Source organism: Rhodobacter sp. SGA-6-6 (assembly GCF_011043545.1).
In the GTDB taxonomy this organism is placed as follows: Bacteria; Pseudomonadota; Alphaproteobacteria; order Rhodobacterales; family Rhodobacteraceae; genus Pseudogemmobacter.
Map to the genome: position 1 here is coordinate 1 of NZ_JAAKGP010000007.1, position 12802 is coordinate 12802.

At 70.8% G+C, this 12802-nt stretch carries 11 protein-coding genes; all 11 read right to left on the minus strand.

Going from position 1 to position 12802, the window contains the following annotated elements; genetic code table 11:
* Nucleotides 1-2 precede the first annotated feature (2 nt).
* Nucleotides 3-1688, minus strand: a complete 1686-nt coding sequence (locus tag G5B31_RS13610) for a hydantoinase B/oxoprolinase family protein (protein WP_240904419.1) — start codon at nt 1686-1688, stop codon at nt 3-5.
* A 92-nt stretch (nt 1689-1780) separates the two neighbouring features.
* Complete coding sequence (locus tag G5B31_RS13615) at nt 1781-3805, minus strand: hydantoinase/oxoprolinase family protein (protein WP_165018586.1); 2025 nt, start codon at nt 3803-3805, stop codon at nt 1781-1783.
* Between the two features lie 42 nt (nt 3806-3847).
* Complete coding sequence (locus tag G5B31_RS13620) at nt 3848-4543, minus strand: ABC transporter ATP-binding protein (RefSeq protein ID WP_165018588.1); 696 nt, start codon at nt 4541-4543, stop codon at nt 3848-3850.
* On the minus strand, nt 4536-5240 hold the full coding sequence (locus G5B31_RS13625) for an ABC transporter ATP-binding protein (RefSeq protein WP_165018590.1): 705 nt from the start codon (nt 5238-5240) through the stop codon (nt 4536-4538). Before G5B31_RS13625 ends, G5B31_RS13620 begins: the two co-directional genes overlap by 8 nt.
* Nucleotides 5237-6169 (minus strand): branched-chain amino acid ABC transporter permease, encoded by a 933-nt coding sequence (locus tag G5B31_RS13630; protein WP_165018593.1) that lies wholly within the window; start codon nt 6167-6169, stop codon nt 5237-5239. The genes G5B31_RS13625 and G5B31_RS13630 overlap by 4 nt, the downstream gene beginning before the upstream one ends.
* A complete protein-coding gene (locus G5B31_RS13635) occupies nt 6166-7044 on the minus strand; it encodes a branched-chain amino acid ABC transporter permease (protein WP_165018595.1) in 879 nt (292 codons plus the stop codon). The genes G5B31_RS13630 and G5B31_RS13635 overlap by 4 nt, the downstream gene beginning before the upstream one ends.
* 39 nt (nt 7045-7083) lie before the next feature.
* On the minus strand, nt 7084-8361 hold the full coding sequence (locus G5B31_RS13640; protein ID WP_165018597.1) for an ABC transporter substrate-binding protein: 1278 nt from the start codon (nt 8359-8361) through the stop codon (nt 7084-7086).
* 86 nt (nt 8362-8447) lie between these two features.
* Entirely contained in the window at nt 8448-9848 is a 1401-nt protein-coding gene (locus G5B31_RS13645) for a hypothetical protein (protein WP_165018599.1), read from the minus strand.
* A complete protein-coding gene (locus tag G5B31_RS13650; protein WP_165018601.1) occupies nt 9845-10426 on the minus strand; it encodes an amino acid synthesis family protein in 582 nt (193 codons plus the stop codon). The genes G5B31_RS13645 and G5B31_RS13650 overlap by 4 nt, the downstream gene beginning before the upstream one ends.
* Complete coding sequence (locus G5B31_RS13655; protein ID WP_165018603.1) at nt 10419-11249, minus strand: UPF0280 family protein; 831 nt, start codon at nt 11247-11249, stop codon at nt 10419-10421. Before G5B31_RS13655 ends, G5B31_RS13650 begins: the two co-directional genes overlap by 8 nt.
* Nucleotides 11250-11350: 101 nt before the next feature.
* On the minus strand, nt 11351-12742 hold the full coding sequence (locus G5B31_RS13660) for a 6-hydroxynicotinate reductase (protein WP_240904426.1): 1392 nt from the start codon (nt 12740-12742) through the stop codon (nt 11351-11353).
* Nucleotides 12743-12802: the final 60 nt, after the last annotated feature.

Genomic DNA, 12802 nt, shown 5'->3' on the forward strand with positions numbered 1-12802 from the left:
GATCACCGCCACAGCCGCGCCGCCTCTTCCGCCGTATAGCGCTCCAGCCGCACGTCCTCGGCCACCGCCGCCGGATCGCGCCGCGCCGGGTCGCCATAGCCGCCGCCGCCCGGCGTGCGCACCCGCACCCGGTCGCCCGGCGCCAGCGCGATGTCCTGCGCCTTGGACAGGTGCTCGGGCACCAGCACCTCGCCGCCGCGGCAGATCTCCACCCGGTTCACCGCCCCCTCGCCGCCGCCGAGCGCCCCCTGCGGCCCCACCCTGCCGTGGTCCATCACGAAGGAGGCCCGCGCCTCGCCGCGCAGCAGCTCGATCTCGTAGTCCAGCCCGAAGCCGCCCCGCCACTCTCCCGCGCCGCCCGAGCCTTCATGCAGCGCATAGCGGCGATACAGCACCGGGAACTTCTGCTCCATGATCTCCACCGGCGGCGCCTTGGAGATGCCGATGGTGGAGCAGCCGTTGGCGATGCCGTCGCCGCCCCGGAACCCGCCGTAGCCGCCGCCGGAAATCTGATACATCACATAGCCCGCCCCGGTCTCCGGGTCCGTCCCCCCCAGCCCGAAGTTGCCGGAGGTCCCCGCCGGCGCCGCCGTCACCCGGTCGGGGATCGCCTGCACCAGCGCCGCGAAGACCGCCTCGGCGATCCGCTGGCTGACCTCCGCCGCGCAGCCCGAGACCGGGCGGGGATAATGGGCGTCGAGGAAGGTGCCCTCGATCCCCACCACCTCCAGCGGCTCGAAGGCCCCGGCCGAGATCAGCACGTCGGGGAAGATGTGCCGCATCGCCAGATAGACCGAGGAAAGCGTGGTCGCCCGCACCGAATTCATCGGCCCCATGCAGGGCGGCGAGGACCCGGCGAAATCGAACACCAGCCCGTCGCCTTGCCGCGTCACCGCCAGCGCGATGGTCAGGGGCGCGTTCACCACCCCGTCGGAATCGAGGCAAGCCCGCGCCTGATACCGCCCCTCCGGGATCAGCCCGATCATCGCCCGCATCTGCCGCGCCGCCAGATCGCGCATCCGGGCGATGGCCTCCTCCACCACCGCATCGCCGTAGCGGTCCAGCAGCGCCGCCAACCGCTCCGCCCCCACCATCAGCGCCGAGGCTTGCGCCTTCACGTCGCCGATCCGCTGCTCGGAGACCCGGATGTTCGACCGGATGATCGCCCAGATCTCCGCATCCATGACTCCCTTCTTGAACAGCTTCACCGGCGGCAGCCGCAGCCCCTCCTGCTCGGCGCTGATGGCGGAGGCGGAAAACCCGCCCGGCACCATCCCGCCGGTGTCCGGCCAATGCCCGGTGTTCGACAGCCAGCACCAGAGCCGCCCCTGCCGCCAGAACGGCATCACGAAGCGCACGTCCATCAGATGGGTGCCGCCGAGGTAGGGGTCGTTGACGATGTAGATGTCCCCCGGCTCCGGCGCCGCCGTCTCGCCCGCGGCGATCCGCTCCACCAGCGTGCGGGTGGAGAACTGCATGACGCCGACGAAGACCGGCAGCCCCTTCGACCCTTGCGCGATCAGCGCCCCGTCCCCGGCCGCATAGATGCCGTCCGAGCGGTCGTCGGCCTCGGCGATCACCGGCGAGAAGGCCGCCCGCGAGAAGGTCAGGTCCATCTCGTCGCAGACCTGCTGCAACCCCGCCTGAATGACGGCAAGAGTAACCGGATCGACCATCGCCTTGCCCATTTTCTGTCCCCAAATATCCCGGGGTGCGACCATTGTTGCGCCATTGGTTCGAGCAACCAATGGTCGCGGGGGGCTGGCCCCCGGCCTCGGCTTCAACCCGCAAACCCCACCACCAGATTGCCGTCCGCATCCGACCTCACCCGGCACCCAGGCTCCACCACCAGCGTGGTGTCCATCTGCTCGACGATCGCCGGCCCCGCCAGGTCCAGCGCCAGGGGCAGGTGGTCGCGCCAGTAGACCGGCGTCTCCACCCAGCCGCCGAACCAGACCGGCCGCGTGCCCGCAGGCTCCGCCTGCGGCTTCCGGCCCGCGGGGTCGATGAGCCGCGACAGGTCCGGCTCGGCGCGACGGCCGGTGACGCTGGCGGTCAGGTTGACCAGGTTGGCGCGGATTTCCGGCAGTTCCACCCGAAAGCGGGCGCGGTAGGCCGCCTCGAACAGGCGCTGCACCTCCTCGCGCGAGGGCGTGGCCGAGGGCAAGGGCACCCGCAGCAGATGGGTCTGGCCGACGAACTGCATCTCGGCGGCGAACTCGGCGCGGATGTCGCGGATCTCCACCCGCTCCTCCCCGATCAGCCGCCGCCCCTCGGCCTCCTGCGCCGCAAGGATGGCATGGACCTGCCCCATCTCCACCGCGTCCAGCGGCCGGTTCAGGGTGCGGACGAAATCGTGCCGCAGGTCGGCCACCACGCAGCCGAGCGCATTGGTGATCCCCGGCCGGGCCGGCACCAGCACCTGCGGCACCGCAAGCTCCCGCGCCAGCGCCACGGCATGAAGCGGCCCGGCGCCGCCGAAGGCGAACAGCGCGAAATCGCGCGGATCGGCGCCCATGGAAATCGACACCATGCGGATCGCCCCGGCCATATGGGTATTCGCGATCCGCACCACCGCCTCGGCGGCCGCCTCCACCCCAAGCCCCAGAGGCCGGGCGATCTGCCCCTCCATAGCCTGCCGCGCCGCCTCCGCCGCCTGACCGAAGCGGCTGGCCGGAAGCCGGCCGAGGATCAGGTTGGCATCCGACAGCGTGACCTTCGTGCCGCCGCGGCCGTAGCAGACCGGCCCGGGGTCCGACCCGGCCGAGTCCGGCCCGACCCGCAGCATCCCGCTGGCATCCACCCGGGCGATGGACCCGCCCCCTGCCCCCACGGTGCGCACGTCCACCATCGGCACATGGATCGGCATGGCATATTCCACCTCGATCTCGTTCGAGACCGGCGCGATGCCGCCGCGGATCATCGCCACGTCGGTGGAGGTGCCGCCCATGTCGTAGGTCAAGAGGTTGGGGAACCCCGCCCGCCGCCCGGTCGCCACCGCCGCCATCACGCCCGAGGCCGGGCCGGACATTACCGTCTTCACCGCCTCGCGCGCGACATGGGCCGCACTGACCATGCCGCCGTTGCCGTTCATCACCAGAAGGTCGCGGGCATAGCCGCGCGCCTTCAGCTCCCCGGCCAGCCGCGAGACGTAGCGCTCCAGCACCGGCTGGACGGAGGCATTCACCGCTGCCGTCACCCCGCGCTCGTATTCCCGCGCCTCGGAGAGGAGGGAATGGCCGGTGGTGACATAGCCATTCGGCCAGAGGGAAGCGGCGATCTCTGCCGCACGCAGTTCATGCGCCGGATTGGCGTAGGAATGCAGGAAATGGATCACCAGCGCCTCGCAGCCCTGCGCCAGCAGGGCGCGGATGGCCGCGGCGACGGCCGCCTCGTCCAGCGGCGTGACCACCCTGCCCCGGGCATCCATCCGCTCCGGCACCTCCAGCCGCAGGTCCCGCGGGATGATCGGGGTGAAGCGGCCGGCCATGCCATAGGGCTGCGGCCGGGTGCGGCGGCCGAGTTCCAGCACGTCGCGGAAGCCTTCGGTGGTGATCAGGCCGGTCCTCGCCAGCCGCCGCTCCAGCACCGCATTGGTGGTGGTGGTGGTGCCGTGGACGATCAGGTCCAGGTTAGCAAGGTCGGTCCCCGCTTGCGCGAAGGCCGCCAGCACCCCGCCCGACTGGTTCGGCAAGGTGGTCGGCACCTTGGCCAGCCGCACCGCGCCCGAGGCCGGGTCGAAGACCACCAGGTCGGTGAAGGTGCCGCCGACATCCACCCCGGCGACGAGGCCCGTTTCCGTCATCCCCGCCCCCTTCCGAAACGGCGATTGCGCCCGGGTTGCCATTCACACCCCCACGAAATCGGCGAATTGTCGGGCGCCGGGATGCAGGGCGGCGGCCTCGGCCACCTCCTCCACGCTGCCATGCGCCATGAAGGCCACCCGGTCCGCCATCCGCAGCACCGCCTCCACCCGCTGCTCGACCAGCACCACCGCCACGCCCTCGGCCTTCAGCCGCAAGACCGCCTCGCGTATCAGGGCGATCATGCTGGGCTGCAACCCCTCGGTCGGCTCGTCCAGCAGCAGCACCTTCGGCTCCAGGCACAGCGCCCGGGCGATGGCCAGCATCTGCTGCTCGCCCCCTGACAGGGTGGCGGCGGGCTGGTTGAGACGCTCCCGCAGCCGGGGGAAGAGCGCCAGCACATGGTCCCGGACCTTCGCCCGGTTGCCGCGGATCAGTCCGCCGACATCGAGGTTCTCGGCCACGGTCAACGGGCCGAACAGCCGCCGCCCCTGCGGCACCCAGGCGAGGCCCTTTCCCGGCACCAGATGCGCGGGCAGGTCCTGGATCGCCTGCCCGTCCAGCATGACGGTGCCCGCCGAGACCGGCACGATCCCCATGATCGCCTTCATCAGCGTGGTCTTGCCGGCGCCGTTGCGGCCCATGACGCAGGTGACCTCGCCCGCCCGGGCCGCGAAATCCACCCCGCGCAGCACGGTGACGGGGCCGTATCCGGCGGTGAGTCCGCGCAGCTCAAGCACCGAGATAGGCCTCCTGCACCGCCTTGTCGGCGCGGATCTCCGCCGGTGTCCCCCGCGCCAGAACCCGGCCGGAGGTCAGCACGGTGATGCGGGTGGCAAGGTCCATCACCACCTCCATGTTGTGCTCGATCAGCAGCACCGCGACCTGCGGCACCAGCCCGCGGACCAGCGCCTTGAAGCCCTCGATCTCGCCCGCCGCCAGCCCCTGCGTCGGCTCGTCCAGGATCAGCACCCGCGGCGCCAGCGCCAGTCCCATCGCCAGCTCCAGCAGCCGCTGGTGGCCGTAGGAGAGGGTTCCGGCCACCTCCGCCCCCATCCCTTGCAGCCCCACCCGGGCCAGCGCGGCCTCCACCGTGGGGCCGAGGGCCCCCGGCTGCCGCCCGCCCTGCACCGCCAGCGCCACGTTGTCGAAGACGGTCAGGCCGGGGAAGATGCTGGTGATCTGGAAGGTATAGGCCAGCCCGCGGCGGACGCGGGCATGGGCGGGCAGCCGGGTGATGTCCTCGCCCGCCAGCGTGATCGTGCCCGCCTGCGCCGGGATGCGGCCCGACAGCAGCGAGACCAGCGTGGTCTTGCCGGCGCCGTTCGGGCCGATCAGGGCGTGGATCTCGCCGGGCTCCAGGTCGAAATCCACCCCGTCCACGGCGCGGATGCCGCCGAAATGGCGCGTCAGGCCGCGGGCGGAGAGAAGGCTCATGGCAGCTCCCTCCACAGCCTCGCCCGCACCCAGCCGAGGATGCCCTTCGGCGCGAAGAGCACCAGCACCACCAGCACAAGGCCCACAAGGAACAGCCAGGCCGAAGTGACGGAGGAGGCGAATTCGGTCAGGTAGAACATCAGCCCGGCCCCGAGCACCGCGCCCAAGGTGGTGCCGGCGCCGCCGAGAAGGACGTAGAGCATCGGCAGGATCGAATACTGGATTCCGGCGAAGCTGCCGCCGGCATAGCCGAACAGCAGCGCATATGCCGCCCCCGCCGCGCCGGACCAGGCGCCGGAGATCACCAGCACCTTCAGCTTGGCGGCGAAGGGGTTTATGCCCAGCATCCGTGCCCGCTCCTCGTTTTCCCGCAGCGCCACCATCACCCGGCCGAAGCGGGACCGCACCAGCGCCAGCGACAAGAGCAGACCGAGGGCGAAGAGGCTCCAGGCCGCCAGGAAGCGCGGGGTGTCGGCAGCGAGGGAGGTGCCGAAGAGGTGGCGCGAGGCGGAGGGGATGACGAAGCCCTCGTCGCCGCCGGTCCAGCCGTTGAAATAGAGGATCGCCAGCGCGAAGGCCTGGGCGAACATCAGCGTCACGATCATGAAGGAGACGCCTGCGGTGCGCAGCGCCAGCGCGCCCGTCGCCAGCGCCATCAGCGCGCCGCCGGCGGTTCCGGCCAGTAGCGCCGGCGCGGCGGGCCAGCCCCAATGCCAGGCGGGAAGGGCTGCGGCATACATGCCGGCGGCGAAGAACATGGCGTGGCCGAGGCTGAGGAGCCCGGTATAGCCGAAGGCGAGGTTGTAGCCGGCGGCGAAGGTGGCCAGCACCAGGATGCGGGCAAGGTTGGTGGTGTGGTAGCCGGGGAGCAGAAGCCCCGCCGCCAGCAGCGCAGCCAGCACCGCCAGATGGACCGCCCAGGCCCTCATGCCTTCGCCCCGAACAGGCCCTGCGGGCGGAACACCAGCACCATGGCGACCAGCAGGGTCGCAAGGATCTTCGCCAGCGTCGGCGAGAAGAACATGCTGATGACGCCATCCGACAGCCCGATCACCAGCGCCGCCACCAGCGTGCCGCGGAGGGAGCCGAGGCCGCCGATGATCACCACGATGAACGAGAGCAGCAGCGGGTCGTGCCCCATCAGGTAATGCGCCTGGGAGATCGGCACGTAGAGCACCGCCCCCATGGCGGCGAGACCGGCACCTAGGGCAAAGGTGCCCATATAGACCCGTTCCACGTCGATGCCGAAGGCGCGGGCGACATCGCGGTCCACCTGCGTCGCCCGCATCACCAGCCCGGCCCGGGTGCGGGTCATCCCCAGCCAGACCGCCAGCAGCACCGCAACCGCCGCCGCGACCACGAACAGCTTGTAGCCGGAATAGCCGAACCATGGCAGCTGGAAGCGCCAGTCGAAGGGGGCGGCGACGGGGCGGGCGTCGGGGCCGTAGAAGCTCAGCGCCGCCTGCTGGACCATATACATCACGCCGATGGTGGCGACGATGGTGGCCTCGGGGTCGTAGTTCAGCCGTTTCAGCACCAGCCCGTCCACCGCCGCCGCCAGCGCCCCGACGACCAGCGGCGCCAGCACCAGCGCCGCCAGGAAGGCCATCCATGCGGGCCCCGGGACCAGCCCGGCCACGAACCAGGCGATCACCGCGCCCAGCATGAAGAACTCGCCATGGGCGACGTTGACCACCCGCATGACGCCGAACACCAGCGAAAGCCCCACCGCCGCCAGCGACAGCACCGCGGCGGTGACCAGGCCCTCCATCAGGGCGAGAAGCAGGAAGGGACCGAAACCCATGAAGATATAGGGTGGGGTTATACCCCACCCCTCGGCCCGTCAGAACGACATCGCCGTGTAGTCGGTGTCGTTGTCGTAGAGCCCTTCCTCGATCGTGGTCTGGTGCACCCGCACCAGCTTGCCGCCCTCCATCTTCGAGATGTTCTGCACCCCGAAGGCCTGGTGCTTCTTGCCGTCGAAGCGCATCGGCCCCTGCGGCCGCTCTGCGCCTTCGGGCAGGTCGGTCACCGCCTCCATCGCCTCGACCAGCTTTTGCCGGTCGGCCGGGCCGGCATAGCCGGAAGCCTCCACCGCCTGCTTGATGAAGTAGAGCGTCTCCCAGCAGGAGAACATATGGGCATAGGTCGACACGTCCTTGGCATCGCTGACCGAGGCGCCGTTGTCGTCCACCCCCACCGCGGCGCGATAGGCGGTCTCGGCCTCGCCGGCGTCGGCGGGCTTCGCCCGGCAATGGCCCTCCCAGAAATGGCTGCCCTCCAGGAACTCCAGTCCCGGCGAGGCGGTGTCCACCGCCTCCAGGCTGTCGATGAAGCCGAACAGGGCGGGCTTGGCGCCGGTGCCGTAGAACTCTCCCAGCTCCTTGACGAAGGTCAGCACGGCGGGGCCGACCATGACGTGATACAGCACTTCGGTCTCGGCCGGGATCTGCGGGAAATAGCGGGTGAAGCTGGTCTCGGTCGGCGGGATGGCGATCTGGGCGATCACCTCGCCGCCCTGCGCGGCGATGGCGGTGGTGAAGAAATCACGGTGGTCATGGCCGAAGGCATAGTCGGGGAAGACCATCGTCACCTTCTTGCCGAGGGTCGAGGCGACCCAGGGCGCCATGGTGGAAATCTGCGCCCGCACGTCGGTGATGCCGGGCTGCAGCACCCAGCGGTTCAGCGCGCCGGAGGCGACGTGATAGCCCTCGGAACAGACCAGATAGGGGATTTTCAGCTCCCCCGCCCGCGGCGCCGCGCCCATGACGACATGGGAGAACAGCGTCCCCATGATCAGGTCGCAGCCCGAAGGGCCGGCCAGCTTCTCCACCACTTCCGCGCCGCGCTTGGGGTCGGTGGCGTCATCCTCGTAAAGGATCTCCACCTGCCGCCCGGCGATGCCGCCGGCGGCGTTGATCGCCGCGGCGGCGGCGGTGGTCGTCCGCTCATACCAGCGGCCGTAAGCCGCGCCGATGCCGGTGCGGTGCAGCTGGAAGCCGATCTTCAACGGCGCCGCCTGCCCCCAGACATGCCCCGGCAGCGCGGCCGTCGCCAGACCGGCCCCCATGCCTTGCAGCACCCGGCGGCGGGACGGCGTGAACAGCGAAGTCGTGGTCATCTTTCTCTCTCCCCGTTGTGGCTGGCCCCGCTGCCGGGGACCTCTGGTCGCAACTTGTCGCTGCATCGCAGCGTTGTCCATAGATTTCACCCCACCCGGGCGGTGGACAGAAGCCACAGCCCGAGCACGGTATAGCCCACCATCAGCACCGTCAGCGGCAGATGCGCCAGCGCCCGCACCGGCCCGGCCAGCCGGAACGACAGCACGACGGCCAGGAGATGCGCGCCCAGGATCACCGCGAACTGGGTGCCGTAAAGCAGCGGCATCACCCGCGCATCGGTCAGGAAGCCGAAGGAGACGTAGAACGGCGGCAGGCCCAGCCAGCTGTCGCCGGTGAAGAACGGGTCGTTCAGCGCGGCCAGCGTGTATTGCCCCGCGGTCAGCAGCATCACCAGGTAATGCGCCGCATGATAGCCGCTGGCGATGGCGAGGAAGGACAGCATCACCCGGTCGGCCCGGAACGCCCCGCCCGAGAGCCGGGCGCCGAGCCGCATCCCTGCCCACAGCGCCGCCAGCGTCAGCGCGAAGGTGGCCAGAAGCCCGGCCGAATTCTGCCAGACCACGGCGGAGCGGCCCACGGGTTCCAGCGGGTTCTGGCCGATCAGGCCCTGCCAGAAGAAGGTCTCGCTCAGCCCCTCGAAGGTCAGCGCCGCCAGCGCCAGCGCGATGAAGACCATGGCCGACAGGTCCAGCGGCGGCATCCGCAGCACCTGCGCGCCCGGCCAGCCGGCCCTCTGGCGGGAGCGGGCACCCTCCGTCTCCACCCAGAAGGGCGCGATCCTGGAGACGAAGCCGAAAAGCACGGTCAGGAACTCGCCCTTCTGCAGCCAGTCCTCGCCCTCGGCCACGGCAAGGGCGAAGATCGCCAGCCAGTAGACCAGCGCCGCCTGCGCCAGCACCGCCGGGTCGTCGGGCGAGAGCGAGATCATCTGGAACCAGATGAAGCAAAGGTAGAAGCCGATGGCGGGCCAGTGGCCGAGGCGGGAGAGCCCGATCCCTCCCCTGCGGCCGAGCAGCAGCCGGGCGACCCGCACCGGCCCGGTCCAGGGGTTGATCCAGCGCCAGAGGTTGCCGAAGACGGCCGAGGCCAGCGGGACGGCGATCCAGACCCCGGTCCAGAACACCAGCGTCATCAGGTTGTGCATCGGGTCGCGCGGGCCGAGGAAGCCGGTCAGCACGAGGCCGAGGAAGATGAGGAAGGCAAGGTAGGAGGTCAGCGCCTCGGGCAGGATGCGGCGGGTTTCCCACAGGGTATGGGCCTGCATCTGCGGCATCCGGCCCGAGAGGGCGGCCAGCACCGCGGTCAGCGCGACGGTCAGCGCGGCGGCGGCGATATAATGCCCGGTCGGCAGGATCAGGATGACCGAGGGCGGCAGGGCACAGGCCAGCGCGACGGAAGGCAGCAGAACGGCCAGAGCGCCGCAGGCAAGGATTTTGGAAAATCCTTGCCAAAATTCTTTGAAGAATTTTGCGTTCCCGGCGGTCACCGCAGCCCGTCCTCCCCCTTCACCTGATGGGTCTCCAGCCCGCCCATGCGGGAATGCACCCGCCCGCCCCGCGCCATGGCCAGCGCGAACAGCACCTCGCCCGCCCGCGGCCCGTCGGCGCAAGCGACGGTGATCGCGTCGAAGCGTGACCGGACATAGGCCGCGTTCAGATGGCCGAGGGGAATGTCCAGCGTATGGCCCATACCGCCGACCTTCATCGCGCTCGGCACGATGGCGCGGCATTCCCCCAGGCGTTCCCGCATCCCGTAGCCGCCCGCGACATGCCAGAGCGCGCCATGCTCGGCCTCGCCCGCCTCGCCGACGAGGGCGCCCTTGCCGTAGGCGTCGATCCCCTCCCGCCCGCCGAGCGCGGCGACCAGCCGGTCGGTCAGCTCCAGCGCCAGCGGCTTCAGCGCCTCCATCGCCGGCTGCAGGTCGGGCTCGTAGCGGCCGGCGAAGGGATTGGCACAGATCGCGTAGATCGCGCCGCGCACGGGCGGGGGCGAGGCCACGGGTCCGCCCTCGTGGCGGATTTCCTCGACCTGGGTCACGATCTTGCGGAGGGCGAAATCAGTCATCTTCTTCCTTTCCCGGTGCCAGGAGGGCCAGACCCCCGGTCACCCGCCGGCCACCTTGCAGGTAAATCGCCGCGGCTTCAATCAGCCCGCGGGCGCGGAAGGCTTCGGCAGCGGCCAGCCCGGCCTCCAGCGCGGCGTCACGATCTTTCGGCGAAAGATCGGGCACGGCGACCGTCACCGGGCGCGCGCCGAGGTCGCTGTCCGCCTGCATCTCGCAAGCCGGGCGGCGCAGGATGCCCGGGTGTCCGGGCCGGTCCACCGCATTGGCCACCATGGTCGCCGCCGCATCCGCCATGGCGGCGGTCCGCGCCAGCACCGTCACCGCATCGGCGATGCCGAGGGAGAAGCTGCGCCCGCGCCAGCCCGAGGTGGCAATGCCCCGGATCGGGTCCCCCCACCCTACGGCGGTATGGTCCCTGCCGCCCGAGGCCGCCAAGGCGCAGGTCAGCCGCTGCCCGCGGGTCAGCAGCAGCGCGATATCGCCGCCGTTGTTCACACAGGCGCGGGTGATGCCCGGCCCCGCCAGCGCCGCCAGCACCTCCTCGGCCACCGCGCCGGCGACCGCGGCCATGGGGGTGATGAAGGCGGGGCGGAAGGGGGCGACGGCGGCGGCCATGCGGCGGGCGACAGGGCCGTGCAGCGGGGCATCTTCGGCGCGCAGGGCGGGAAGCTCCGCCACCAGTTCCCCCAGGATCGAGGCGAACCGCCGCGCCGCACGGGCATAGCTCTCACGGACCGCGGCAGGCGTGCCCCAGCCCTCGGCGACGATGTCGATCGGCCCGTGCTGAAGGTGCAGCCGCCCGTCCGGCAGCAGCACCGCCATCGCCCGGCTTCCCGCCGCCTTTCCTCTTTCTGGACGGCAAATATCCCCGCCGGAGGCCCCGGCCGCCGCCAGGACCGCCGCTGTAGGAGAGAGGGCCCCGCTCATCCCTCCCCCCATCGTTCGACCCGCGCGGCGGTGGGGTATTCGGCCCCTTCCTCCATCACCCGGTCCAGATCGCGGATCGCGTCCTCGTGCCCGCCCATGGCGAGATACTCCGCCCGCGGCAGGGTGAACTCCAGGGGAGCCACCAGCGCCGGCGTCGGCACATAGCCGAAGGCGCCCTTTGGCAGCCGGGTCACGTCGACCATGAAGGTGATGCCGCCGCCGGGCCAGACCCAGGTCTCGGCCCCGCCGCAGGTCAGCCTTGTCGCGCCGCCCTGCACCGAGCGGGTCAGCCGCACCGGGTTCTTCGTCACCCCGGCCCGCAGCGAGCCGCCGGCGCCCCCCATGAACAGGACAGTGCAGAGCGAGGGTTCGCAATTCTCGTCAATCAGTTGCACGGTCTTCCTCAGATCCGGTGGCAACTCCTGCCGGACCGGCCGCAGGTCCTGATCCAGCAGGTAATAGCCGTATTCCTCGCCGGTGGTCGACACCATCAAGAGCCGCAGCCCCGGCCGCGCGCCCTTGGCCGCCTGCCAGTCGCCGAGGATCTCCAGCGGGTCGGTCAGCCGCGTGCCGCCCCAGCCCTGCCCGGGCTCCGACACCCGGAAATAGCGCCCGGGGGTGGAGCGGTGGCCCTTGATCCTGATCCCGCTGGGCGGCCACCCCAGCACCTTGCCGGCCTGATGCTCGGAGACCACGCCGGTGATGTGGTCGTCCACCACCACCACCTCGTCCACCAGCCCCTGCCATTGCACCGCGAACATGCCGATGGTGGCCGAGCCGCAGCCGACCCGCATCCGCCGCTCCGGCACGCCGTCCACCACCGGCGCCCGCCCGGCCTGCACGATGACGCGGGAGCCGCCCTCGATCTCCATCTCCACCGCCTCGCCGTTGCACAGGCTGAGCAGCGTGGCGCAGGTGACGCGGCCCTTGGCCTTGTCGCCGCCGGTCAGGTGATGGACGCCGCCGAGCGACAGCATCTGGCTGCCGTATTCGGCGGTGGTGACATGGCCGATCGCCTGCCCCGCCACCCGCACCACCGCGCCCTCGGGGCCGACGAAACGGTCGGTGTCGATCTTCACCTTCACCCCGCAGTAGGAGAAGATCGCCTCGGTCACCACCGTCACCATGTCGGCGCCGCCGAGGCGGGACGACACGATGAAAGGCGCGGGCTTGTAGTCCGGGTAGGTGGTGCCGGCGCCGATGCCGGTGACGAAGGCATCGGCCGGCACCGGACTGCCGTCCCAGTCCCGCGCGGCGAAGGGGACAACGCGGCCGCCCTGTTCCACCGCATGGGACAGCATCACCACCGGGTCGGTGCGGACGATTCTCCCGGCCTCGTTGGCATAGCGGTCGCAGGCGCCGGTCTGGCCCGGGGCGATGTAGCACATCACCGGGCAGGCATCGCAGCGAATCTTTTCGGGCGCTTGGGTCACGGCCGGGCTCCCTGC